Origin of the sequence: Rhodococcus sp. NPDC057014, assembly GCF_042673295.1 — a bacterium.
Lineage (GTDB): Bacteria > Actinomycetota > Actinomycetes > Mycobacteriales > Mycobacteriaceae > Rhodococcus_F.
Map to the genome: position 1 here is coordinate 1 of NZ_JBHUSF010000122.1, position 23936 is coordinate 23936.

Here is a 23936-nt window from a genome sequence, read left to right on the forward strand (position 1 = left end):
GCCTTCGCGTACACCGATTTCAGGTGGTCCTGGACGGTGTTCGCGGTGATGCCGCGACGGCGTGCGATCTCGGACGTCGTGTAGCCGGCCAGCACGTCGGCGCACACGTCACGCTCGCGTGCGGTCACCGCATACGCTGCGAGTAACAACCCGGTGAGCTCACCGCCGGCGGCGGGTTCGACGGTGACCACCGTCTGCGGTTCGTCGCCGCCGATCAAGGCCGTGGCGCGCACCAGAATCCAGCCGCCCTCCGCGTCGCGCACACGCGCCTTGAAGATCCCCGAACCGCTCGACCGTGCCCCGAACGTCGCGGCCCGCAACACCACGGTCAACCGGCCCGGGGCGACCTCGTCGAAGCGGTCCTGCCAGCAGCGGGCCGCGGCCGTGAGCGCAATCGGATCGCCGGCGGCGTCGGTGACCACCACTGCCGGACCCTGGTCGCCGTGACCAGTTATTGCCGGGGCGTGCACGGACGCAGCCCTCGTCGCGACCGCCAGGCCGGGAGCCACGAGTGTGAGGAACTCGAGCTCACGGTCGGTGAAATCCGGCCCGGACCGCACGAATCCGGCTGCGCCCCAGCACACACCGTCGACGCGGAACACGATCCGGACCTCGCTGCGGAGCCCCAGCGGCGCCCACACCGCGCCGTGGCGGAGGCTGTGCGCGACCTCGTCCGCGGGTAGGTCCGAGGCCCGCGCGACGGTCCGGCTGCTGCGGGCGAGTTCGGCGAATGTGGCCGGATCGTCGCCGTTGTACTCGGATTCGGCGAGCAGCGGTTCGTACTGCTGCGGTATCCGGTTGCGGCCGCTGGTCATCGAACTGATCGCGAGTGTCTCCGGGTCGAGCATCGCCCAGCACGTCAGGTCGGTGCGCACCGTCTCCCCGACCAGTTCGATGGCGCGCTCGTGCAGCTGCGTGACGCCGGCGCCCGATCCCGCGAACGCGAGCACCTCCCGGCGCAGCTTTTCCGCCCGGACCTCCAGCATGAACACAGTATGCGCTGGTCACCGGCACACCACCATCCCACATTCCTGGGATGGGTAGAGCGGTGCACCGGTCCTACCGTCGCAGTATGTCCACCCACGTTCACGTAATCAGAGCAGGCGACGGCAGGCGGTTCACCGCGCCGGACGCCGACATCACGGTCCTGGTCGGTGGCGATCACACCGGCGGAACATACGAAGTCTTCCTCGTCGAAGCGTCCCGGAGCGCACCGGACGGTCCACTGCACGCCGAGCCGTGGTCGAAGTCCTACCACATGCTGCGCGGCCGGATACTCGTCCAGGCCGGGGACATCGGGTACGAACTCGCGGCGGGGGAAACGGTCGCCATCGAGGCGGGAACGAGGAATACGTTCACGGTCCTCTCCGAGTCCGCCGACTTCCTCCTCGTCGCCGCCGGGGCGTCCCACGGCCGCCTCTTCGGTGAACTCGACGTGGTCGGCCGTGGCGGGCACTCGCCGGAGGTAGTGGCCCGACTGCTGCACGACGTCACCGAACGGTACGGCGTCGAACTCGCGACCGGGGCGGGTGCGCCGTGATCCTCGTCGCGCAGTTCGCCACTCTGATCGCCGCAGGCGTGCATCTGCTGGCGTTCGTGTGGGAATCGTTCCTGTTCCGTAAGCCGTCGGTGCACGAGGGCATCTTCCGCATACCCGGCAGCGACGTGCACGCCGCCCACCTGTGGGCGTTCAACGTCGGCTTCTACAACCTGTTCCTCGCCTCCGGCGCCATCGCCGGCGTCATCCTGTGGTGGGCCGGTCAGGACACGCCGGGTCGCACACTCGTCGTCTACACCTGCCTCTTCATGTTCCTCGCGGGCATCGCCCTGGCCGCGTCGGATCGCATGGCGCTGAGCCGGCAGCGCGGCGACGGCGTCGTCGGCGCACTGTCACAGAGCGGGCCACCGCTGGTGGCGCTGATCGCGCTGGCCATCGGGTGACAACCGTCGGCTGTCGATTGCCAGGAACTTCTCAGGGTCGACCGATCGAATCCTTATCGTCCGTCGGCATGATGGACGTCATGCCCCAGGTGACCGTTCTCGCCGTCGGTGGTACCGGAGAGTCGCACCCCGATGACCACCGGCGCCACGTCTCCGGGCTGTTGCGTGAGGTCACCGATGCCCTCGACGACCGGTTCGCGTGTCGGTGGGTGGGCTATCCGGCGTCGTACGGGCCGGTCGCCGCGGGCGGACTCAGCTACCGGCAGAGCACCGAGGTCGGCGTCCGCCGGTTGATCGACGCGATGGACGACGCTCCCGGTCCGGTCATGCTGATCGGGTACTCGCAGGGATGCACGGTGATCCGTGAGGTGCTCGGGCAGATCGCCACCGGCCCACTGCACGCAGGCAACCTCGCCGCCGTGGGTCTCGTCTCCGACCCCGAACAACCGGCGGGAGTGGTACCGGGATGCCGCGGGCGCGGAGTCGCGGGCGTCGGCGCCCCGATCCCCGAGTCGGTCCCGGTCCAGTGGATCGCACACCCGGACGACATGATCTGCAATGCCAGCGAGGACAGCTATGTCCGCGACATCGCGGACCTCACCCGGTGGATGTCGTTCCGCGCGCTGCGGACGTGGCTCGCGCAGACGTGGGAACTGATCCGCAGCAACAGCTTCCAGAATGCGGGAAAGACACGGATCAGCCCACGGCAGTGGCGCACCGACCTCCGCCGGCTGCGGACCGCGATGATCGAGGTGCTCGGCTACTTGCCGCCGCGCCTCGCCTGGCGCGGTGTGCGCGTCGTCAACGCGCGGGGCGGGCGGCACATCGCCTACGCCAGCGAACCACTCGACGCGAGCGGGCTCACCGGATGTCAGATCCTCGCCCAGTGGCTGCAGGTTCGGGCGACGTTCGAACCGCCCCTGCGCGTCGCCGCGTGACGGTCAGGCATCGCCGCGTGACCGCAGCGGGGTGAGCATTCTGCGGGGTTCCCGCAGGGCCACGGCGACGGCGTCGCTGCGAGGGTGGGCTGCCTCCCCCGGCCCGGGGGCGACCACGAGGTCTTCCGGTCCCGGGATCGTGCCGCAGTCGGGGCACCGGCCGAATCGGTCGAGTTGTGTCCCGCATTCGGCGTGTGAGAACACCCGGCCGGGGTAACTGCCGGGCGACACGTACTGTTCGCCCCATTGGGAGAGCGCATAGATGCTCGGCCACAGCGCCTTTCCGGCCTCGGTGAGCTCGTATTCGGGATGGCCACCGTCGGCGACGCGGACGAGGACTCCGGCGTCGACGAGAGCGCCCAGCCGATCCGTCAGGACCGCGCGGGAGATGTCGAGATGGGCGAGCAGATCACTGAATCGGCGGACGCCGTAGAAGCAATCGCGCAGCACGAGCATCGTCCACCGCTCGCCCACCACTTCGAGCGCGCGGGCGAGGTTGCAGTTCTGCTGCGAGTACCCGGTTCCCAGTGCCATTCCCCCATGCTAACCCAACTCGGTCTTGTCACCAGACCAAAATAGTTCTAAGTTCAGTCTTGTGAACAGACCAACTGCGGTTGCCCCACCCGCCCGCACGCTCGCACCCCGCCCGGGAACCACGCTGTCCGTCGCGTCGCTCGGCACGTTCGTCGCCCTGATCGCGTTCTGCGCCCCACTCGGCAACATGCCCACCGTCGCCGCGGCGCTGTCGGCAGGCCCCGCGGCGCAGACGTGGATTCTCAGTTCGATGAGCGTCGGCCTCGCCGCGGTCCTGCTGACCGCGGGCGCACTCGCCGACGATTACGGCCGACGTCGGGTGTTCCACTGGGGCGCTTGGCTTCTCGCGCTGGGCGCGGTGGTCGGCGCGGTCAGTCAGGAATCCGTCCTGTTCATCGTCGGGCGACTGATCCAAGGGGTGGCAGGCGCAGCGCTCATCGCGGCCAGCCTCGGCGCCGTCGCCCACGCCTTCGCCACTCCGACGGCACGCGCGACGGCGAGTGGAATCTGGGGCGCGAGCGTCGGCGCAGGCATCGCAGTCGGTCCCATGCTCGCAGGACTCCTCGACCTCGCCGGATGGTGGCGCGGCCTGTACTGGGCACTCGCGGTCGCGTCGCTCGCGATCGGACAGGTCGCGACGCGCGCGCTGGCGGAGTCACGGTCCGCCGTCCCGAAGCGGATCGACGTCCCGGGTGCGGTCACACTCTGCGCCGCGATGGTGCTGGTCCTCGTCGCACTCGTCGAGGGCAGGCAGGGCAACACTCCCGCCACCGTCATCTGCGGTGTCGGCGCCGCCGCGTTCACCCTCGCGTTCGTCGGCGTCGAGCGGCGGCGCCCGTTCCCGATGCTCGACCTCGCCCTGTTCCGCAGGCGCGACTTCCTCGCCGCCACCCTCGCCGCCCTCGCCACCGGGGCGGGCATCATCGGCCTGATGTCGTTCGCCTGCACGTTCCTGGTCAAGACGATGCACGTCAGCACCCTCACCGCAGCCGGGGTGATCGCACTGTGGTCGGGCACGAGCGTCGCGGCGTCACTGTTGGCGCGGAAACTCCCGGCGCGACTCGCCGGGACCCCACAACTGGTCATCGGACTCGCCGGCGTCGGCGTCGCCATGCTCACGATGACGGGCCTGTCCCCCGACTCGTCCCCGCTGCGCCTCGTCCCAGGCCTACTGCTCGCCGGCATCGCCAGCGGCCTGCTCAACGCAGGGCTCGGCCGGCAAGCCGTCGCCAGCGTCCCCGCCGACCAGGGCGGACTCGGCAGCGGCGCAAACAACACCGCCCGCTACCTCGGCTCCTCCATCGGCGTCACCGTCGTCAGCATCATCGCCCTCGACCCCGCAGGCACCATCGACGGCATGGTGACGGGCTGGAACCACGCCGCCGTCACCACCGGGCTGATCTCCCTCGTCGGCGCAGGAGTCGTCGCACTCCTCGTGCGGGGAGAGGCGGTCAGACGTTGAAGCGGAACTCCACCACGTCGCCGTCGGCCATCGTGTAGTCCTTGCCCTCCATGCGGACCTTGCCTGCGGCCTTGGCGGCGGCCATGGATCCGGCGGCAACGAGGTCGTCGAAGGAGACGATTTCGGCCTTGATGAAGCCGCGCTCGAAGTCGGTGTGGATGACGCCGGCGGCCTGCGGGGCGGTGTCGCCCTTGTGGATGGTCCAGGCGCGGGATTCCTTGGGACCTGCGGTGAGGTAGGTCTGCAGGCCGAGGGTGTGGAAGCCGGTGCGGGCGAGGGCGTGCAGGCCGGGCTCGGACTGGCCGATGGAGTCGAGCATCTCCTGCCGGTCCTCTTCGTCCAGTTCGAGGAGTTCCTGCTCGACCTTGGCGTCGAGGAACACGGCGTCGGCGGGGGCGACGGAGGCGCGCAGTTCGGCGACCTTCGCTTCGTCGGTGAGCACGGCCTCGTCGGCGTTGAACACGTACAGGAACGGCTTGGTGGTGAGCAGGCTCAGCTCGCGCAGCAGCGCGAAGTCCAGCTTGTCCTTCGCGCTGAACAGGGTCTTGCCGGAGTCGAGGACTTCCTGCGCCTTCAGCGCCTCCTCGTGGATGGGCTTGAGCTCCTTGTTCTTCTTCGCTTCCTTCTCCAGGCGCGGCAGGGCCTTCTCCAGCGTCTGCATGTCGGCGATGACGAGCTCGGTCTCGATCACCTCGATGTCGGATGCCGGGTCGACGCGGCCGTCGACGTGCACGACGTCGTCGTCGTGGAACACACGAACCACCTGGCAGATGGCGTCGGCCTCGCGGATGTTGGCGAGGAACTTGTTGCCGAGGCCGGCGCCCTCGGAGGCGCCCTTGACGATGCCGGCGATGTCGACGAACGACACCGTGGCGGGCAGGATGCGCTCGGAACCGAAGATCCGGGCGAGCTCGGACAGCCGCGGGTCGGGCAGTTCGACCAGGCCGACGTTGGGTTCGATGGTCGCGAACGGGTAGTTCGCGGCCAGCACGTCGTTGTTGGTCAGCGCGTTGAACAAGGTGGACTTGCCGACGTTGGGCAGTCCGACGATTCCGAGGGTAAGGCTCACGGTCGTTGGATTCTACGGCGTCGGCGCCGGATCAACGACCACGCCCTCACCAGCTGTTGGTATTGCTGTTCGCGACGAGGGCGATGATCAGGATCGCGTACCCGATGACGAAGACGACGATCAGCGCCACCCAGATCCACAGGGCGATCTTGCCGAGCGACTTGGCGCGGTCGGACGCGTACTGGGCGCCCTGGTAGTCGCCCATCGCCCACTTCGGGTAGACGTCGTGAACGTGGTTGAACGCGGCGAACGCGAGCGGCCAGAAGAAGAGGACGGCGGCCACCGCCCACCCGGCGTTCGACGGCGGCAGCGGCGGCGGCCCGTACTGTCCCGGGTAGGGCTGCGACTGCGGCTGTTGCTGCTGCGTCGGGTACTGGTAGCCATAGGCACCCGTGTCGCCCTGCTTCGGCGGCACCGGATTGCTCGACGATTCCGGATTGATCGGTGACTCCGTCATGACATCCCCCTGTCGTGGCAGCTGACCTCGTGCCTCCACTATCCCACCCCCTCCCCATGTGAGTGGGAAAGTGCGCCGGAGTACGCGTCGGCACTCACGTGAGGTTCTAGTCTCAGCACGTGACCCGATGGTTGATCGTCCTCGCGATAGGGATCCTCGGCCTGGGCGCTCTCGCCCTGACCGTCGCTGTGGCCACGGGATGGTGGTTCGCCGCCCTCCTCCTGCTCGCGACTGCCGCCCTGGGAACGTGGGACCTGCTGCAACGGCGGCACAGCGTCCTGCGGAACTACCCGGTGCTGGGACATGCGCGGTTCCTGCTCGAGAAGATCCGCCCCGAGATCCAGCAGTACTTCATCGAATCGTCCACGGATGGAACACCCTTCGACCGCGACACCCGCGACCTCGTCTACGAGCGCGCCAAGGGCACGCTCGCCGAGGAGCCGTTCGGCACCGAACGGGACGTCCACGCCGTCGGCTACGAGTTCATGGTCCATTCGCTGCGCGCACGGATGGCCCCGCCCGAACCGCCGACGGTCCGCCTCGGCGGACCGGACTGCGAACAGCCGTACGACATAGCGCTTCTCAACGTATCGGCGATGAGCTTCGGCTCGCTCTCGGCCAACGCCATCGAAGCCCTCAACGCCGGGGCCGCGCGGGGCGGGTTCGCACACGACACCGGCGAGGGCGCGATCAGCCCCTACCACCGCAAGCACGGCGGCGACCTGATCTGGGAGATCGCGTCCGGCTACTTCGGCTGCCGGACGGAGGACGGCGGGTTCGACCCCGCCAAGTTCGCCGAACACGCGGCACTCGACCAGGTGAAGGCGATCTCCATCAAACTGTCGCAGGGCGCGAAGCCCGGGCTCGGCGGGGTGCTGCCCGGAGCGAAGGTGTCGCGGGAGATCGCCGAGACGCGCGGCGTGCCGATCGGAAAAACGGTGATCTCCCCGCCCGCGCACACCGCGTTCTCCACCCCGAACGAGCTCATCGACTTCATCGTCACCCTCCGGAAGCTCTCCGGCGGCAAACCCGTCGGGTTCAAACTGTGCGTCGGATCGCGCATCGAGTTCCTCGGAATCTGCAAGGCGATGCTCGAACGCGACGTCACCCCGGACTTCGTGATCGTCGACGGCTCCGAGGGCGGAACCGGTGCGGGTCCAGTGGAATTCGAGGACAACATGGGCATGCCGCTCACCGAGGGGCTGATGCTGGTGCACAACGCGCTCACCGGCACCGGCCTGCGGGACCGTGTCAAGATCGGCGCGTCCGGCAAGGTCGCCAGCGCATCCGACATCGTCAAACGGATCATCCAGGGCGCCGATTTCACCCTGGCGGCCCGCGCGATGATGTTCGCCGTCGGGTGCATCCAGGCGCAGATGTGCCACACCAACCGCTGCCCCGTCGGGGTCACCACCCAGGACCCGGCGCGGACCCGCGCACTCGACGTCCCCGACAAGGCGGCCAGGGTGTTCCGGTTCCAGAAGTCGACGGTGGCAGGCGCCCGGCAGATGGTGGCGTCGATGGGTCTCGACAGCTTCGACCAACTGACACCGGCGATGCTCAATCGGCGGATCGACGGCGTCACCACCCGCACCTACGCGGAACTGTACGAGTGGCTGATGCCCGGCGAGTTGCTCGAGGACCCGCCGTCGGATTGGCTCACCGACTGGATCGATGCCGACTCGACGCGCTTCTGACGTCGTTTTTTCGTCGAACTGAACGTCGGCGCAATAGGGTGACGGGGGCCACAAAAGATGTGGCACCTGTCGACGGCGTCGCCCCTGGCACACAATGACGACGGGGACGCCGGGAAGGAGTTCGCGATGGCCCTGAGAGCCGCCCCCGAATCCGAGGTCGAGTACCTGAGAACGGATCCGGATCTGCCGCCGGTCGGCGTCGTGGACCGCACCCCGATCTCACCGGCGGCGCGGATCACGTTCGCCGTCCTCGGTCTTCTCGGCGGCATCGCCTGGGTGATGATCGCGTTCGTTCGCGGCGAGAACATCAACGCCGTCTGGTTCGTCGTGGCCGCCGTCTGCACCTACCTCATCGCCTACCGCTTCTACGCGCGGTTCATCGAGCGCAAACTCGTCCAACCCCGCGACGACCGGGCGACCCCCGCCGAGATCCTCGAGAACGGGAAGGACTACATGCCGACGGATCGGCGGGTGCTGTTCGGGCACCACTTCGCCGCCATCGCCGGCGCAGGGCCCCTCGTCGGCCCCGTCCTCGCCGCCCAGATGGGTTACCTGCCCGGCACGCTGTGGATCATCATCGGCGTCGTCTTCGCCGGAGCCGTCCAGGACTTCCTCGTCCTGTGGATCTCGACGAAACGCCGCGGCCGCAGCCTCGGCCAGATGGCCCGCGACGAACTCGGCGTCGTCGGTGGCATCGCCGCCATGATCGGCGTCTTCGTCATCATGATCATCCTCATCGCGGTGCTCGCCCTCGTCGTCGTCAACGCGCTCGCGGAAAGCCCGTGGGGTGTCTTCTCCATCGCCATGACCATCCCGATCGCCCTCTTCATGGGCGTCTACCTGCGGTACCTGCGCCCGGGCAAGGTCGCGGAGGTGTCGCTGATCGGCGTCGTGCTGCTGCTCCTCGCCATCGTCTCCGGCGGCTGGGTGGCCGACACCGGATGGGGCGCCGACTGGTTCACGCTGTCCAAGGTGACCATCGCCTGGCTGATGATCGCCTACGGTTTCGCCGCCTCCGTCCTGCCCGTGTGGCTGCTCCTCGCCCCGCGCGACTACCTGTCGACGTTCATGAAGATCGGCACGATCGTCCTGCTGGCCATCGGCATCCTGGTCGCGCAGCCCGCCATCAAGATGCCCGACGTCACGACGTTCGCGATCCAGGGCAACGGCCCCGCCTTCGCGGGTTCGCTGTTCCCGTTCCTGTTCATCACGATCGCGTGCGGCGCGCTGTCCGGCTTCCACGCCCTCATCTCCTCCGGCACCACGCCCAAACTGCTGGCGAAGGAAAAGCAGATGCGTCTGATCGGCTACGGCGGCATGCTCACCGAGTCGTTCGTCGCGATCATGGCGCTCGTCACCGCGTGCATCATCGACCAGCACCTGTACTTCGCGCTCAACGCGCCGGCCACCCTCACCGGCGGAACCCCCGAGACGGCCGCGACGTATGTGAACAGCCTCGGACTCTCCAGCCCGAACATCTCCGCGGACACCCTCGCGCAGGCCGCGGCGGGCGTCGACGAGGAGTCGATCATCTCGCGCACCGGCGGTGCCCCGACGCTCGCGTTCGGCATGTCGGAAGTGCTCAGCCAGTTCCTCGGCGGCGCCGCCCTCAAATCGTTCTGGTATCACTTCGCGATCATGTTCGAGGCGCTGTTCATCCTCACCACCGTCGACGCCGGCACCCGGGTCGCCCGATTCATGCTGTCGGACTCGCTCGGCAACTTCGGCGGACCCGCCCGCAAGTTCAAGGATCCGTCGTGGCGGATCGGCGCGTGGGTGTGCTCGCTCGCCGTCGTCGGACTGTGGGGTGCCATCCTCCTGATGGGCGTCACCGACCCGCTCGGCGGCATCAACACCCTCTTCCCGCTGTTCGGCATCGCGAACCAGTTGCTCGCCGCGATCGCGCTGACGGTGGTCCTCGCCATCGTCATGAAGAAGGGCCTGTTCAAGTGGGCCTGGATACCCGGTGTCCCCCTCGTGTGGGACCTGATCGTCACCATGACCGCGTCGTGGCAGAAGATCTTCTCCGGCAACACCTCCGTCGGCTACTGGTCCCAGCACGCCGCGTTCAAGGAAGCGAAGGAAGCGGGCAAGACCAGCTTCGGATCCGCCAAGACCCCCGAGGCCATCGACGCCGTCATCCGCAACACGTTCATCCAGGGCACCCTGTCGATCGTGTTCGCCGGCCTCGTCCTCGTCGTCGTGGTGGCCGGAGCGCTCGTGTGCCTCAAGGCGTTCCGGGCCGGTGGACTGCCGACCACCGAGGCACCCGAGGAACCGTCGAAGATCTTCGCGCCGGCCGGGTTCGTCACCACCGCCGCCGAGAAGGAACTCGACAAGGAATGGAACGAACTCATCGCCTCCGGCGCGGTCCGCGCGCCCGGCGCGGCCCACACCCACACGGACAGGGCGCATCATCATGATGAATAGGGTTGCGGGGGCCGTCCGGACCGCCTGGTGGTGGACGGGGGCGCTGATGGGCGACCACGACTACAGCAGGTACGTCGAGCACCTTCGCCGCCACCATCCGGACGCCGAGGTGCCGAGCGAGCGGGAGTACTGGCGAGCGCGCTACGCGGACGCCGACGCGAACCCGGGCGCCCGCTGCTGCTGACCTCACCGTGCCGGCCCGGAGTTCCCCAGTACTGTCAGTACTGATCGGCTGAGCAGACACGGCAGGGAGGACCATCTGTGACGGAGAAGCAAGCCCCGGCACCGTCCGGGAGCACGGTCACGAAACCGGACCGCGGTCACCTCATCGGGGTGGGTGCGATGTGGCTGGCCAAGTGGTCGCTGGTCCTCGTGGCAATCTCGCTGGGCGCGTTGCTGTTCGGATGGATCATCGAGAAGCTGTGGGTGATCGTCCTCCCCGTGCTGCTGGCGATCGTGGTGTGCACGGTGCTGTGGCCGCCGACGCGCGCGATGACGAAGCGGCGGATCCCCCCGGCGGCGGCCGCCGCGACGACGCTCGTCGTGTTCATCGCCGTCGTCGCCGGGATCATCGCCGGCATCGTGCCGTCCGTCGTCAGTCAGGCCCCCGAGCTGGCCAACAAGGCCACCCAGGGCATCAACCAGGTGCAGGACTGGTTGAAGGGTCCGCCGATCAACCTGCAGGACGACCAGATCGACCAGGGCATCCACACGATCATCGTGAAGGTCCAGGAGAGTGGAACGGTCATCGCGTCCGGGGTGTTCACCGGTGTCAGCACCGCCAGCTCGCTGCTGATCACGCTCGGCCTGGTACTGGTGCTGTCGTTCTTCTTCATCAAGGACGGCCCCCGGTTCATCCCGTGGCTGCATTCCGTCAGCGGCGGCCGCGCGGGCCGTCACCTCGAAGAGGTACTGGGCCGCATGTGGGACACACTCGGCGGGTTCATCCGCACCCAGGCACTGGTCAGCCTCATCGACGCCGTCTTCATCGGCGCCGGACTGGTGATTCTCGGCGTGCCGCTCGCACCGGTCCTCGCGATCCTGACATTCATCGGTGGCTTCATCCCGATCGTCGGTGCGTTCGTCGCCGGCGCACTCGCCGTGCTGGTCGCGCTGGTCGCCAACGGTCTGACCACTGCGGTGATCGTGCTGATCATCATCCTCGTGGTGCAGCAGATCGAGGGCAATGTGCTGCAGCCGGTACTCCAGAGCAAGAGCATGAAACTGCACGCCGTCGTGGTGCTGCTCGCCGTCACCGCCGGTGGCTCCGTGTTCGGGATCGTCGGAGCCTTCCTCGCGGTGCCCGCCGCCGCCGTCGCCGCCGTGGTGGTGCGCTATATCGGTGAGCAGATCGACGAGCACAGCGCCGAAAGCAACATCCCCGACGCCGTCGCCGCGAACGAAGACCTCGACGACGCCGAACGGGAGGGCGTCACCGTCGACGAGACCGCCGTCGCGTCCAAGCCGGACTGACCGGCGGTCAGCCGGCCACCACCTCCACGGTGGAGCCGGTGCGTCCGCGGATCACGTGCAGCCTGCTCGGGATTCTCTGACGCATCTCGTCGACGTGACTGACGATCCCCACCACCCGGCCGCCGTCACGCAGCTCGTCGAGGACGCCCATCACCGAGTCGAGAGTGTCCGCATCGAGGGTGCCGAATCCCTCGTCGATGAACATCGTGTCGAGCACGACGCCACCCGACTCGGCCGCCACCACATCGGCGAGACCGAGCGCCAACGACAGCGACGCCAGGAACGACTCACCGCCGGAGAGGGTCTTGGCCGATCGCACCACCCCGGTGTAGTCGTCGCGGATGTCGAGCCCCAGGCCGCCGCGGCGGCCCCGCGGACCGGCCTCGTCGCTGTGGACGAACTCGTAGCGCCCGGCCGACATCCGGCCGAGCCGCGCAGACGCCGACACCGCCACCTCTTCCAGCCGGGCCGCCAGCACATACGACCGCAGCGACATCTTCCTCGCGTTCTGGCAACGGCCCGCGATCACCTCGGCGAGCGCGGCCAGCTCCTCGTGTGCGGCCTGCATCGGCGCAATCGCCTCGGCCGTCTTGTCGAGCTGACCGACGTACCGTTCCAGATCGAGCAGTCGGCGCTCGGCGTCGGACGCCGCCGCGACGGCGACGTCCACGACCTCCGCCGCCGTGTCGTGTGCCTGCTGGACTGCCGCCAAGTCCACGGGTTCCGCGTCGGCGACAGCGGCGACCTCGGGGTCGTCGAGGACGCGGCGGGCCCCGACCTCGGAATCCCTCGCCGCCGTGAGGGCGGCCTCGATCTCACTTCGGCGGGCGGCCGACCGGACCGCGGCCACGGCGTCGTCGATGCTGCCGAAACCGGCGTCCCCGGCGAGTGCGCCGGCCTTGGCCGCGAGTTCACGGGCCGCGGACTCGGCTCCGGCGCCGGCGTCCCGCGCGTCCAGCAGTTCCGATGCCGCCTCGGCGAGGGCGTCGAGTCGGGTGCGCCGGTCCTCGACGCTCGGGTCGTCGCCCGCCGCCCGGTTCACCCGGGCCCGGATGTCCCCGAGCTGCGCTGTGCTCGCCGCGATTCGCTCGGCCACCGTGGCGGCGTCGGCTCCGACCTCCCGCGACCGTTCCTGCAGCCGGCTCTCGCGGTCCCGCAGTTCGGTGAGAGTCGCGGACCGGCGTTCCACCTGATCCCCGAGCGCGATCGCCTCCCCCACCGCCGTCTCCGCTGCCGAGAGTGCCTGCGCGAGGTCGTCCGCGTCACCGTCGCCGCCGCGCTGCACGAGCACGTCGATCGCGCGCTCCGCCGCGCCCAGCTTCTCGGTCGCGGTCGTCGACGCCGCCGCGGCCTTCTGCTCCGCCGCGCGTGCCGTGTCCTCGTCGGCCTTCGTGACCGACAGCTCGGATGGTTCGGCTGGCTGCGGGTGCTCGGGTGAACCACACACCTGGCACGGGACACCGTCCTCGAGCGTGCCCGCCAGCTCGGCGGCCATTCCCGCGATCCGGCGTTGCAGCAGGTCGAGCCAACGTTCCCGCGCGGCCTGGTGCTGCTCGCGGGCGTCGAACGCCGCGCGTTGGAGCCGATCCCGCTCGACGCGACGGGTGCGCAGGTCCGCCGCCGCGGAGGCGGCGTCGGCTGCCCGGTCCCGGGTGTCGACGAGGCCGGGCAGCGCGGCGCGGGCCTTCTCCGACGAGTCGAGCGCCTTCTCCGCATCGCGCAGGGCGAGTGGCAGTTGGTCGCGCTCCCGGGACAGCGCGTCACCGGCCTCGGCGAGTTTGGCCTGGCGGGCGCGCAGCCGCTCCACCTCGACGGCGAGGCGGTCGGCGGCAACGGATTCGGCGAGCGCCCCGTCGAGGCGCACGATCTCGTCACGCCAGGCGCGGATACCGGCCCGGATGTGTTCGCGTTCGTCGGTGGTCGGCGGCCAGGACAACTCCGCAACGAGGTCGGCGCCACCCACCCTCGCGCGCAGTCCGTCGGTGATCGCCTCGACGTTCCGCGCCGCGGCGGCGGCCTCGGACCGCGCGGTGTCGGCGTCACGCGCCACCGTTGCGACCGGTTCGGCCCGGCGCGCGTCCGCCAGTTCGGCGGCGAGTTCGGCCCGGTGGTCGGCACCCGCCGCGTGGGAGTCGAGTTCCGTTCCGGCCCGCCGCCGGCGGTTCTGCAGTTCGAGGACGCGGCGCGCCTCCGTGAGCGCGTCGCGGGCAACCTTCGCGCGGCTCCTGGCCTTCTGCAGGTCGTCCGCTGCCAGGTCGCGGGTTTCGCGCGCCTCGTCCTCGAGCTTGTGGGCCCAGGACACCGGATCGGCGTCGGCGCCGCCCTCGAGGCCGGCGGCGGTCGCGACCCGCGCGAGCAGCACGTCGACGGCCCGCTGGTGCTCGTCGAGTTCGTGGGCGCTGGTGCGCCTGCGGTCGAGGAACCATTCCTCCACCGTCCCGAACCGGGTGGTGTCGAACAGCCGCTCCAGCAGCTGACCGCGCTCCTCGGTGTCGGCGCGCAGGAACTTCGCGAATTCGCCCTGCGGCAGCAGCACCACCTGGAAGAACTGGTCGGCGCTCATGCCCATCAGCCGCCCGACCTCGTCGGCGATGTCGGGGATCCGGGACAGGTTTTCGCCGTGACCGTCGAGCCAGGTCAGGGTGGCCTTCGCGTTCTCCTTGATCGTCCCCGACCCTCGACGCTTGGGTCGCTCGAACTCCGGGCTGCGGACGAGCCGCAGATGCCGGCCGGCGATCGTCGCCTCGAGCGTCACCGTCGGAACGGATCCGGCGGGCGCATGGTCGGACAGGAGCCGCTTGCCGTCCTTCCGCGCCCCGGGCACGGTGCCGTACAGCGCGAACGCGACCGCGTCGAGGACCGTCGTCTTCCCGGCCCCGGTGTGACCGTGCAGCAGAAACAGCCCGTCTGCACCGAGCCGATCGAAATCGACTTCCACGGATCCTGCGAACGGCCCGAAGGCCTCGACCTCCAGTCGATGCAGCCTCATGCCGTCTGTTCCAGCGCGACGACCTCGGCGGTGTCCTCACCGGACCGGTCGGCGAACCCGAGCGCGGTTTCCATCAGCCGGATCTCGCCGGTCGACGGTTCGCTGCGCACATCGGTGAGGAAGCTGCGCGTGATCTGCAGATCGCTGCGCCCGTGCACCTTGTCGCGGTACCGCAGATCGTCGGCACCGTCCGGGCGTTGCCACTCGAGGTGGACGGCGAAGGGGAACCGGGACTGCAGCGAGCGCATGGCGTCGACGGGACGTTCCGGGTCGGTGAGCACCGCCGACACGTAGCAGTCCTCGGCGTCGCGGAACGCGTCGTCCTCGAGCAACTGCTGCACCGTCCCGGTCAGCTGCTTCAGGCCGCGGACCACCGGCAGATCGACCCGCTCGACGGAGTGCAGTCCGTCGGCGTCGAGGTCCACCAGGAAGACGGCCTTGCCGTGGGTGCGCTCACCGAACGAGTACGGCAGCGGCGAACCCGAGTACCGGATGTTCTCGGTGAGGGTCTGCGGCGAGTGGAGGTGGCCGAGGGCGACGTAGTCGACCCCACCGAACGCCGACGCCGACACGGTCTCGACGCCGCCGACGGAAATGGACCGCTCCGACCCGGTGGCCTCCGCCCCGACCACGAACGCGTGGGCCAGCACCACCGATCGGGTACGTGGTGCGTCCTCGCGGCGTGCGTCGAGGTCGGTGCGGACACTACCCATCGCGGCGTCGAGGATCTCGGCGTGCGACCGCGCGGACGGCACGCCGAGTTGCGCGCGGGTGATCTCGGGCTCGAGATAGGGAATGCCGTAGAACGCGACGGGACCGTGCGCGTCCTCCAGCACGACGGGCGCGCCGATCCCGGCGACCGTCGTCATGAGATGCAGCCCGCCCGCCCGGGAGAACGCGGCACCCGCGCCGAGCCGTGCCGCGGAGTCGTGGTTGCCGGACGTGGCGACGATGACCGCGCCCGCGTCCCGGACGGCCTCGAATCCGCGGTTGCACACGGTGACGGCGTCCGCGCTGGGGATCGACCGGTCGTACACGTCTCCGGGAACGACGACGACGTCCACACCGTGCTCGACGACGAGGGCGGCGATCGCGTCGAGCACACGGGCCTGGTCGGTGAGCAGGTCCACCCCGTGGAACGTGCGTCCGATGTGCCAGTCCGAAGTGTGCAGGATCCTCATGTCCCGAGACCGTAGAGCACGGTGCCGACAACCTCGAACACCTCGCCCGCGTGGCGTCCGGCCGAATGGGCTGTCGGTGGGCGGGTGCACCATGAGCCACATCGCCACATCGAGTCCCGGGTCACAGTCACCGCCCGCAAGCTCCACGACCTCGACGTGTTCGACGACGACCTCACCGAGGTCAGCGCGGTCGATTCGTGGTCGCGATGCACAAATCTCGAGGATCTCTCGGGCTCCACCGGTCACGCCAACGGAGCTACTCGACAAGTTGCCGCTACTGTCGTTGTGTGTCTGCAACCCAACGTGCTCGCTCTGGGGTGCCGCTCGACAGGCGGTCGATTGTCCCTACGGTCCCCGGTCTCCCCTGGTGGGGTGTCATTCTCCTGGCCGTCGGAGTCAGTTTTGTCGGATTCGCTGTCGATGCGGCTCGTGGCACCGAACTCACGGCGGCGTTCTCCACCTTCTACTTCCTCGGCTGTGTCCTCGCCGTGGCGGCTGCCGGCAACCGGGCGCTGTTCACCGCGATCGTCCAGCCGCCGCTGATCCTGTTCGTGGCGGTGCCGCTCGGGCAGAGCCTGATCGCGGAGGAGAACAGCACCGCACTGAAAGACCTGGCGATCAACGTGGCGTATCCGCTGGTCAACCGATTCCCGGTGATGCTCGCCGCCACGGTGGTGACGCTGCTGATCGGTGGCCTCCGTCTCTTCCTGCTGCAACAGCGCAAGACCGGTCCCGCCCGGACGTCGGAGCGTCGACGTGCGCAGCGCGCGCCCCGAACCACCCGCCCCCGGCGCACCGCCGAAGGGTCGGAGCAGTCCCCGCCGCCGCGTCGGGCGCGGGACAGGGACACCGCAAGGGACGCCGCACGGGAGCACCCCCGGTCGTCGCGGCGGGCAGCCACACCGCCGCCCCGCCGCTCGTCCTCGTCGGGCGGGCGTACGGCGCCCCCACCACCGATGGTCGACCGGGCAGCGCAGGCACCTCGTTCGGCACCGCCACGGACCACGCAGGCACCGCGTTCGGTGCCGCCGCGGACCATGCCGCGGCCCAACCCCGACGTGCCCGCCCACCCCATTCCGCAGGTGCGCTACCGCGATCGGTACGAGCCGCCGTTCGAGACGGAGCAGCCCCGCTGACTCGGCGACAGCGCCGGTAGCGGACCGATCAGGTCCGCGCGGCGCGAAGCTCGCGCGGCAGCGCGAAGACCAGCGTCTCGTTGGCCGTGGTGACCGGCTGGACGTCGTGGAATCCGTGCTCGTCGAGCAGATCGATCACACCGCGCACCAGGATTTCCGGCACGGACGCACCCGAGGTGATCCCCACCGTCCGGACGCCGTCGAGCCAGGCCGGATCCACTTCGCGGGCGTAATCGACGAGGTACGACGCCTTCGCACCCGCACCCAGCGCAACCTCGACGAGACGCACCGAGTTGGAGGAGTTGCGGGATCCGACGACGATCACGAGATCGCATTCCGGCGCCATCGCCTTGACCGCCACCTGACGGTTCTGGGTGGCGTAGCAGATGTCGTCGCTCGGCGGGTCCTGCAGACTCGGGAAACGCTCCCGCAGGCGGGCGACCGTCTGCATCGTCTCGTCGACACTCAGCGTGGTCTGCGACAACCAGATGACCTTCGATTCGTCGCGGACCGTCACGGCGTCGACGGAATCGGGGCCGTCCACGAGCTGCACGTGATCGGGGGCCTCGCCGGCCGTGCCCTCCACCTCCTCGTGGCCCTCGTGGCCGATGAGGAGGATGTCGAAGTCGTCGCGGGCGAACCGCTTGGCTTCCTGGTGGACCTTCGTGACCAGCGGGCACGTGGCGTCGATGGTGCGCAGATTGCGTGCGGCGGCCGATTCGTGGACCGCGGGAGACACGCCGTGCGCAGAGAACACGAGCAGCGCACCCTCGGGAACCTCGTCCGTCTCGTCGACGAAGACCACACCCTGGTCGCTCAGCGTCTCGACGACGTGCCGGTTGTGGACGATCTCCTTGCGCACGTAGATGGGGGCGCCGTGCTTCTCGAGCGCCTTCTCCACCGTCTCGACGGCGCGGTCGACGCCGGCGCAGTAGCCGCGGGGCTCTGCGAGCAGTACCCGCTTCCCGCCGTCGGCACGCGACGCTCCCGAATCTGCCGAACGTGTGATACCCACATTGAGTGGAACAGCCGAAGACATGGTTCCAGACTACGGGTCACCCCGGACGGACGACACTTTCGCGGGGCCTCGGCGGGGTAGTGTGCGCATCGTCGCACCGAAGTCGTCGACGCTGTGGGCACGTCGGCTACCCAAACGTGCCGTTGTCAGGCAGGCTGTGGGAATGATTCGTCCCCCGTTCGTGGCGCGTGTCGCCGCCGGAATCGCCGTGACGGCCGTCGAAGAGGCCAGGAAACTGCCGACCACCGCGGCGACCCTGCCCATGACCGCGGTCAGTCAGGTGCTGCAGACCACGATGCGCGTTCAGCAGTCCATGACCGCGCTGGCCATCAAGGGCGACCAGGCGTTCGCGCTCATCCACTGGACCCACGACGACGAGCAGCCCGCGTGGGCCGTCTTCGACGAGGACACCGATCCGGCGCCCGGCGTCGACGGCTCCACCGAGGAGCGGTCCACCGGACCGGGCCGGTTCGCGCTGTACTCGCTGAGCCCGCAGGACGAGCGAACACCCGAGAAGGTCCCGACCCCGAAAGCCGCACCGGCCGCCACCAACGGCGCCGCCACCACGAAGACGGCGAGCAGCAAGCCCGCCGCCCGGCCCGCCGTGGCCGAACCCGAGATCGCCGTCGTCCTCGACTACGGCACGCTGACCCTCGCCCAGCTGCGGGCGCGTCTGCGCAACCTGTCCGTCGAGGACCTGACGACGCTGCTGGACTACGAGAACGCCACCCTGGCCCGCGCGCCGTTCCAGACCATGCTGACCAACCGCATCACCACCGCCAAGGCCAAGTGACCTCCGCACAGCCCCGCGCAGCCGGTACCGGACCGAGCACCGCCGAGCAGCCCTGGCCGGTCCGCACCGTGTCGGCCAAGGTCGCACAGTGGATCGACCGGCTCGGGAGTGTCTGGGTGGAGGGACAGATCACCCAGATCAACGCCCGTCCGGGCACCCGGACGGCGTTTCTGGTGCTGCGCGACCCGTCCGTCGACATGTCGCTGTCGGTGACCTGCTCCCCGCAGTTGCTGCAGAACTCCCCCGTCCCGCTCACCGAGGGCAGCCGGGTGGTGATGTTCGGCAAGTTGTCGTTCTACACCGGCCGCGGTTCGGTCTCGTTGCGGGTCACGGAGATCCGCGCGATCGGGATCGGCGAACTCCTGGCTCGGATCGAGCGGTTGCGCGCGCTGCTGGCCGCCGAGGGCCTGTTCGACCCTCGGCTGAAGCGTCCGCTGCCGTTCCTGCCCGGCACCATCGGGTTGATCACCGGGCGCGCCAGCGCCGCCGAGCACGACGTCCTCAGCGTGGCGCAGCGCCGCTGGCCAGCCGTGCGTTTCGAGGTGCGCAACACACCGGTGCAGGGCGCGACCGCGGTGCCGCAGATCCTCGACGCGTTGAAGGAACTGGACGCCGACCCGCACGTCGACGTGATCATCCTCGCGCGCGGCGGAGGCAGCGTGGAGGATCTGCTGCCGTTCTCCGACGAGACGCTGTGCCGCGCGATCGTCGCGTGCCGCACCCCGGTGGTCAGCGCCATCGGCCACGAACCGGACAGTCCGCTCAGCGACCACGTCGCCGACCTGCGGGCCGCGACGCCGACGGACGCCGCCAAGCGGGTGGTGCCGGACGCCGTCGCCGAGCAGGCACTCGTCGGCGAACTGCGGTCGCGGAGCGCGGCCGCCCTGCGCAACTGGGTGCAGCGCGAGTCGCATCTGATTTCCCAGCTGCGCAGCAGACCGGTCCTCGCCGACCCGGTGCGCGCCCTCGACCATCGGTCGAACGAGGTCGAGCGGCTGCGGGACGCCGGGCGGCGTGACATCAGCCGGGCGATCGCCGCGGAGAACACCACGATCGAGCATCTCCGGGCCCGGCTGACGACCCTCGGGCCCGCCGCGACCCTGGCCCGCGGCTACTCCGTGGTCCAGCGGATCGTGCCGGACGGCGACCCGGAGGTCCTGCGTTCGGTCGACGACGCCCCGCCGGGCACCCAGATCCGCGTTCGAGTCGCCGACGGCGCAATCCGCGCCGCGGTGATGGGAAAGGACAAGTAGGAGCATGAGCAACCCCACCGGAAACGACACCGATATAGCGGAGCTCGGTTACGAGGCGGCGCGCGACGAACTCGTCGACGTGGTCAAGGTGCTCGAACAGGGCGGCCTCGACCTCGACGCGTCACTCGCACTGTGGGAGCGCGGCGAGGCGCTGGCCACACGCTGCGAGGAGCACCTCGCGGGGGCACGCAAGCGCGTCGAGACTGCCCTCGCCCGTGCCGAGGACGAGGGCTGACACTCGTCGTCAGGCGGCGAGGATCGGGGCGTCCGCCGCCGCGGCGGTGAGCTGCTCGAACGCCTCGGGTGACGCACTGCCCGTGACCAGGAGCCGGACGTCGCCGAAGTCGGACACCCAGATCGGTTCGACACCCTCCCCGCCGTACACGATCCAGCTGTGACCTGCGATGTCCTCGGTGCCCGTCGCCGTGCGCGGACCACCCGCGACGAACGGCACGAGCACCGTCTCGACGGCGTTGCTCTGTGTCAGCTGGATGTAGCGGCCGGCCTCGGTGATGAATCCGACGGTGCTCGAATCGCCGCCGCCGTCACCGCTGACGATGCTGCGGCTGCCCGAGTTCGGTGTCCAGCCCTCCGGCGTCTCCGGCTTGCGCACCGGGAACGGCAGGTCCTGCGCGTCGTATTTCAGCGCCGCGTCCACGTCGAAGCTGGGAATCGGGCCGCTCGTGGGTCCGCCCGGGCTGAACGTGCACTGGCTGGCGATACCCGCGATCAGCACACAGAACAGGACAAGGGGTACGAGCGACCACACCATGTCGCGGTTGTTGTGCAGGATGCGGGGTTTATCAGATGCCACGTCCACCAGTATCCAGGGTCGGTCCCGGAACAACGATTCTCGGTCCCGTGAATCGCGCCCCAGCAGCGCACGTCACACTTCTTTCTGGGAGAATCAGCACGAAGATCCACCCGACAATCGGCGGCCGACGGCCACCGACACAGCGTCGGCGTACAACGTCGACCGTGACTGCACCAGGAGGCACTGCCCATGACGGCTAGCACCACTTCGAGTCGCCGCGAGGCCCCGGACCGAAATCTTGCTCTGGAATTGGTCCGAGTCACCGAGGCTGGTGCGATGGCTGCCGGTCGCTGGGTCGGCCGTGGTGACAAGGAGGGTGGCGACGGCGCCGCCGTCGACGCCATGCGCCAGCTCGTGAGCTCGGTCTCGATGCGCGGCGTCGTCGTCATCGGCGAGGGCGAGAAGGACGAAGCCCCGATGCTGTTCAACGGCGAAGAGGTCGGCAACGGCGACGGGCCGGACTGCGACTTCGCCGTCGACCCGGTGGACGGCACCACCCTGATGTCCAAGGGCATGCCGAACGCCATTTCCGTCCTCGCGGTCGCCGAGCGCGGCGCGATGTTCGACCCGTCCGCGGTGTTCTACATGGAGAAGATCGCCGTCGGACCCGACGCGGCCGATGTCATCGACATCACAGCCCCCGTCGCCGAGAACATCAAGCGGGTCGCGAAGGTCCGCAAGGCCTCGCCCTCCGACGTCACGGTGTGCATCCTCGACCGTCCCCGGCACGCCCGGCTGATCGAAGAGGTCCGGGACACCGGAGCCCGGATCCGCCTCATCTCCGACGGCGACGTCGCGGGTGCGATCGCCGCCGCGCGTCCGGAGTCGGGCACCGACATCCTGCTCGGTACCGGTGGCACGCCCGAGGGCATCATCGCCGCGGCCGCCATGCGCTGTATGGGTGGTTCGCTGCAGGGCCGGCTGGCCCCGACCGACGACGCCGAACGCCAGAAGGCCATCGACGCAGGCCACGACCTGGACCGCGTGCTGACCACCGAAGATCTGGTGTCGGGTGAGAACGTCTTCTTCTGCGCCACCGGCGTCACGGACGGCGACCTGCTCCGCGGTGTCCGCTACTACGGTGGCGGCGCCTCGACGCAGTCGATCGTGATGCGGTCGAAGTCGGGCACCGTCCGCATGATCGACGCGTACCACCGTCTGGAGAAGCTGCGCGAGTACTCGTCCGTGGACTTCACCGGCGAGGACGGCGCCGTCCCGCCGACGTTCTAGGCCCTTCGGGCTCGTGCGCCTTTCCGGTTGCTGCAGCTACCGGAAGGGCGCACGGGGAGCACCCCCACGACGCGCTCGAAAGTGGCATGTTTGACGCATGACCGAGAGCAACGAGCAGCAGTACCGGATCGAACACGACACCATGGGCGAGGTGCGGGTGCCCGTGGATGCGCTGTGGCGCGCGCAAACTCAGCGCGCCGTCGAGAACTTCCCGATCAGCGGTCGAGGGCTCGAGCGCACCCAGATACGCGCGATGGGTCTGCTGAAGGCGGCCTGTGCGCAGGTCAACAAGGATCTCGGCCTCCTCGACGCCGAGAAGGCGGATGCCATCATCGCCGCGGCGGGCGAGATCGCCGAGGGCAAGCACGACGACCAGTTCCCCATCGACGTCTTCCAGACCGGTTCGGGCACCAGTTCCAACATGAACGCCAACGAGGTGATCGCGTCGATCGCCGCGGCGAACGGTGTGGTCGTCCACCCCAACGACGACGTGAACATGTCGCAGTCGTCCAACGACACCTTCCCCACCGCGACGCACGTCGCGGCGACCGAGTCGGCGGTGAAGGATCTGCTTCCCGCCCTCGACCACCTGCGCCTGGCCCTGCTCGACAAGTCCACCGAGTGGAAGACCGTCGTGAAGTCGGGCCGCACCCACCTCATGGACGCCGTCCCGGTGACGCTCGGTCAGGAGTTCGGCGGGTACGCCCGTCAGATGGAGGCCGGGATGGAGCGGGTGGTGGCGTGCCTTCCGCGGCTCGGTGAGCTGCCCATCGGCGGCACCGCGGTCGGGACGGGGCTCAACGCGCCCGACGGATTCGGCCCGAAGGTCGTCGCCGAACTGGTCAAGGCGACGGGTGTCGACGCTCTGACCCCAGCGAAGAACAGCTTCGAAGCGCAGGCCGCGCGTGACGGGCTGGTGGAGGCGTCGGGCGCGCTGCGCACGATCGCGGTATCCCTGACCAAGATCGCCAACGACATCCGCTGGATGGGGTCGGGTCCGCTCACCGGGCTCGGCGAGATCCGGCTCCCCGACCTGCAGCCCGGCAGTTCGATCATGCCCGGCAAGGTCAACCCGGTTCTCCCGGAGGCCGCCACCCAGGTCGCCGCACAGGTCGTCGGCAACGACGCCGCGGTCGCCTGGGGCGGTGCGGCGGGCGCCTTCGAGCTCAACGTGTACATCCCGATGATGGCGCGGAACCTGCTCGAATCGCTGACGTTGCTGGCCAACGTGTCGCGGCTGTTCGCCGACCGGTGCGTGGTGGGGCTCGTCGCGAACACCGAGCACCTCAGGACCCTCGCGGAGTCGTCGCCGTCCATCGTGACGCCGCTGAATTCCGCGATCGGGTACGAGGAGGCCGCGGCCGTCGCCAAGCAGGCGCTGAAGGAGAAGAAGACGATCCGGGAGACCGTGGTCGACCGTGGTCTGATCGGCGAGAAGCTGACCGAGGAAGAACTCGACAAGCGTCTCGACGTGCTGGCGATGGCGAAGGTGAAGGACTGACCCAGCAGATGTGAGAGGGC

Annotated in this window: 22 protein-coding genes; 14 read left to right on the top strand and 8 right to left on the bottom strand. The window is 69.3% G+C overall.

The window, feature by feature from the left end:
• Positions 1-986 (bottom strand): helix-turn-helix transcriptional regulator (locus ACFTZB_RS22900; RefSeq protein ID WP_378434285.1); only part of this gene is annotated, 986 nt, incomplete at its 3' end.
• A gap of 86 nt (positions 987-1072) precedes the next feature.
• On the opposite strand from ACFTZB_RS22900, the gene ACFTZB_RS22905 reads away from it, so the two are divergent.
• The 3 genes from ACFTZB_RS22905 to ACFTZB_RS22915 all read left to right on the top strand — a co-directional run bounded on the left by ACFTZB_RS22905 (position 1073) and on the right by ACFTZB_RS22915 (position 2879).
• Complete coding sequence (locus ACFTZB_RS22905; RefSeq protein ID WP_378434287.1) at positions 1073-1540, top strand: hypothetical protein; 468 nt, start codon at positions 1073-1075, stop codon at positions 1538-1540.
• Positions 1537-1941: a DUF1304 domain-containing protein gene (locus ACFTZB_RS22910; protein ID WP_378434289.1), complete on the top strand. Its 405-nt coding sequence runs from the start codon at positions 1537-1539 to the stop codon at positions 1939-1941. The genes ACFTZB_RS22905 and ACFTZB_RS22910 overlap by 4 nt, the downstream gene beginning before the upstream one ends.
• Positions 1942-2009: 68 nt before the next feature.
• Positions 2010-2879, top strand: a complete 870-nt coding sequence (locus tag ACFTZB_RS22915) for a cutinase family protein (protein ID WP_378434291.1) — start codon at positions 2010-2012, stop codon at positions 2877-2879.
• Positions 2880-2882: 3 nt separating this feature from the next.
• On the opposite strand, the gene ACFTZB_RS22920 is transcribed toward ACFTZB_RS22915, so the two are convergent.
• Positions 2883-3413, bottom strand: a complete 531-nt coding sequence (locus tag ACFTZB_RS22920; protein ID WP_378434293.1) for a winged helix-turn-helix transcriptional regulator — start codon at positions 3411-3413, stop codon at positions 2883-2885.
• Between the two features lie 61 nt (positions 3414-3474).
• Here ACFTZB_RS22920 and ACFTZB_RS22925 point away from each other — a divergent pair, with 61 nt between their 5' ends.
• Entirely contained in the window at positions 3475-4875 is a 1401-nt protein-coding gene (locus tag ACFTZB_RS22925; protein ID WP_378434295.1) for an MFS transporter, read from the top strand.
• Here ACFTZB_RS22925 and ychF read toward each other — a convergent pair.
• Together ychF and ACFTZB_RS22935 are read right to left on the bottom strand one after the other, a co-directional pair.
• Positions 4865-5944 carry a redox-regulated ATPase YchF gene (gene ychF / locus ACFTZB_RS22930; protein ID WP_087556498.1) on the bottom strand — a complete coding sequence of 360 codons (1080 nt, stop codon included), beginning with the start codon at positions 5942-5944 and terminating at the stop codon, positions 4865-4867. The two genes, ACFTZB_RS22925 and ychF, sit on opposite strands and share 11 nt — an antisense overlap.
• A 46-nt stretch (positions 5945-5990) precedes the next feature.
• On the bottom strand, positions 5991-6401 hold the full coding sequence (locus ACFTZB_RS22935) for a CD225/dispanin family protein (protein ID WP_378434298.1): 411 nt from the start codon (positions 6399-6401) through the stop codon (positions 5991-5993).
• Positions 6402-6520: 119 nt separating this feature from the next.
• Here ACFTZB_RS22935 and ACFTZB_RS22940 point away from each other — a divergent pair, with 119 nt between their 5' ends.
• The 4 genes from ACFTZB_RS22940 to ACFTZB_RS22955 all read left to right on the top strand — a co-directional run bounded on the left by ACFTZB_RS22940 (position 6521) and on the right by ACFTZB_RS22955 (position 12001).
• On the top strand, positions 6521-8098 hold the full coding sequence (locus tag ACFTZB_RS22940) for an FMN-binding glutamate synthase family protein (RefSeq protein ID WP_378434300.1): 1578 nt from the start codon (positions 6521-6523) through the stop codon (positions 8096-8098).
• A gap of 126 nt (positions 8099-8224) precedes the next feature.
• Positions 8225-10528 (top strand): carbon starvation CstA family protein, encoded by a 2304-nt coding sequence (locus ACFTZB_RS22945; protein ID WP_378434302.1) that lies wholly within the window; start codon positions 8225-8227, stop codon positions 10526-10528.
• A complete protein-coding gene (locus ACFTZB_RS22950; protein ID WP_378434324.1) occupies positions 10521-10712 on the top strand; it encodes a YbdD/YjiX family protein in 192 nt (63 codons plus the stop codon). Before ACFTZB_RS22945 ends, ACFTZB_RS22950 begins: the two co-directional genes overlap by 8 nt.
• A 77-nt stretch (positions 10713-10789) precedes the next feature.
• Positions 10790-12001: an AI-2E family transporter gene (locus ACFTZB_RS22955; protein ID WP_378434304.1), complete on the top strand. Its 1212-nt coding sequence runs from the start codon at positions 10790-10792 to the stop codon at positions 11999-12001.
• A gap of 7 nt (positions 12002-12008) precedes the next feature.
• Here ACFTZB_RS22955 and ACFTZB_RS22960 read toward each other — a convergent pair whose 3' ends face one another.
• Complete coding sequence (locus tag ACFTZB_RS22960; protein ID WP_378434306.1) at positions 12009-14990, bottom strand: AAA family ATPase; 2982 nt, start codon at positions 14988-14990, stop codon at positions 12009-12011.
• Entirely contained in the window at positions 14987-16171 is a 1185-nt protein-coding gene (locus ACFTZB_RS22965; protein WP_378434308.1) for an exonuclease SbcCD subunit D, read from the bottom strand. Before ACFTZB_RS22965 ends, ACFTZB_RS22960 begins: the two co-directional genes overlap by 4 nt.
• Before the next feature lie 287 nt (positions 16172-16458).
• Here ACFTZB_RS22965 and ACFTZB_RS22970 point away from each other — a divergent pair, with 287 nt between their 5' ends.
• Positions 16459-17307, top strand: a complete 849-nt coding sequence (locus ACFTZB_RS22970) for a DUF6542 domain-containing protein (RefSeq protein WP_378434310.1) — start codon at positions 16459-16461, stop codon at positions 17305-17307.
• Between the two features lie 28 nt (positions 17308-17335).
• Here ACFTZB_RS22970 and ACFTZB_RS22975 read toward each other — a convergent pair whose 3' ends face one another.
• Positions 17336-18346 carry a 4-hydroxy-3-methylbut-2-enyl diphosphate reductase gene (locus tag ACFTZB_RS22975; protein ID WP_072940657.1) on the bottom strand — a complete coding sequence of 337 codons (1011 nt, stop codon included), beginning with the start codon at positions 18344-18346 and terminating at the stop codon, positions 17336-17338.
• 142 nt (positions 18347-18488) lie between these two features.
• Here ACFTZB_RS22975 and ACFTZB_RS22980 point away from each other — a divergent pair, with 142 nt between their 5' ends.
• From ACFTZB_RS22980 to ACFTZB_RS22990, 3 genes are read left to right on the top strand one after another with little or no spacing between them, the layout of a single operon-like run.
• Entirely contained in the window at positions 18489-19118 is a 630-nt protein-coding gene (locus ACFTZB_RS22980; protein ID WP_378434313.1) for a lipid droplet-associated protein, read from the top strand.
• A complete protein-coding gene (xseA, locus tag ACFTZB_RS22985; RefSeq protein ID WP_378434315.1) occupies positions 19115-20371 on the top strand; it encodes an exodeoxyribonuclease VII large subunit in 1257 nt (418 codons plus the stop codon). Before ACFTZB_RS22980 ends, xseA begins: the two co-directional genes overlap by 4 nt.
• 4 nt (positions 20372-20375) lie before the next feature.
• Entirely contained in the window at positions 20376-20606 is a 231-nt protein-coding gene (locus ACFTZB_RS22990) for an exodeoxyribonuclease VII small subunit (RefSeq protein WP_378434317.1), read from the top strand.
• A 9-nt stretch (positions 20607-20615) separates the two neighbouring features.
• Here ACFTZB_RS22990 and ACFTZB_RS22995 read toward each other — a convergent pair whose 3' ends face one another.
• Entirely contained in the window at positions 20616-21185 is a 570-nt protein-coding gene (locus ACFTZB_RS22995; RefSeq protein WP_378434319.1) for a DUF4245 domain-containing protein, read from the bottom strand.
• A 189-nt stretch (positions 21186-21374) separates the two neighbouring features.
• Between ACFTZB_RS22995 and glpX the strand changes: the two genes are divergently transcribed.
• Both glpX and ACFTZB_RS23005 read left to right on the top strand, forming a co-directional pair.
• A complete protein-coding gene (gene glpX, locus ACFTZB_RS23000) occupies positions 21375-22415 on the top strand; it encodes a class II fructose-bisphosphatase (protein WP_037231517.1) in 1041 nt (346 codons plus the stop codon).
• A 97-nt stretch (positions 22416-22512) separates the two neighbouring features.
• A complete protein-coding gene (locus tag ACFTZB_RS23005; RefSeq protein WP_378434322.1) occupies positions 22513-23916 on the top strand; it encodes a class II fumarate hydratase in 1404 nt (467 codons plus the stop codon).
• The last annotated feature ends 20 nt before the right edge of the window (positions 23917-23936 follow it).

Excerpts from the sequence above, each read along its gene's own strand:
- ACFTZB_RS22915 (WP_378434291.1), top strand. The coding sequence starts at position 2,010 with ATGATGGACGTCATGCCCCAGGTGACCGTTCTCGCCGTCGGTGGTACC.
- ACFTZB_RS22950 (WP_378434324.1), top strand. The coding sequence starts at position 10,521 with ATGAATAGGGTTGCGGGGGCCGTCCGGACCGCCTGGTGGTGGACGGGG.
- ACFTZB_RS22975 (WP_072940657.1), bottom strand. The coding sequence starts at position 18,346 with ATGTCTTCGGCTGTTCCACTCAATGTGGGTATCACACGTTCGGCAGAT.
- ACFTZB_RS23005 (WP_378434322.1), top strand. The coding sequence starts at position 22,513 with ATGACCGAGAGCAACGAGCAGCAGTACCGGATCGAACACGACACCATG.
- ACFTZB_RS22960 (WP_378434306.1), bottom strand. The coding sequence starts at position 14,990 with ATGAGGCTGCATCGACTGGAGGTCGAGGCCTTCGGGCCGTTCGCAGGA.
- glpX (WP_037231517.1), top strand. The coding sequence starts at position 21,375 with ATGACGGCTAGCACCACTTCGAGTCGCCGCGAGGCCCCGGACCGAAAT.
- ACFTZB_RS22905 (WP_378434287.1), top strand. The coding sequence starts at position 1,073 with ATGTCCACCCACGTTCACGTAATCAGAGCAGGCGACGGCAGGCGGTTC.
- ACFTZB_RS22980 (WP_378434313.1), top strand. The coding sequence starts at position 18,489 with ATGATTCGTCCCCCGTTCGTGGCGCGTGTCGCCGCCGGAATCGCCGTG.
- ACFTZB_RS22990 (WP_378434317.1), top strand. The coding sequence starts at position 20,376 with ATGAGCAACCCCACCGGAAACGACACCGATATAGCGGAGCTCGGTTAC.
- ACFTZB_RS22945 (WP_378434302.1), top strand. The coding sequence starts at position 8,225 with ATGGCCCTGAGAGCCGCCCCCGAATCCGAGGTCGAGTACCTGAGAACG.
- ACFTZB_RS22935 (WP_378434298.1), bottom strand. The coding sequence starts at position 6,401 with ATGACGGAGTCACCGATCAATCCGGAATCGTCGAGCAATCCGGTGCCG.
- ACFTZB_RS22920 (WP_378434293.1), bottom strand. The coding sequence starts at position 3,413 with ATGGCACTGGGAACCGGGTACTCGCAGCAGAACTGCAACCTCGCCCGC.
- ACFTZB_RS22965 (WP_378434308.1), bottom strand. The coding sequence starts at position 16,171 with ATGAGGATCCTGCACACTTCGGACTGGCACATCGGACGCACGTTCCAC.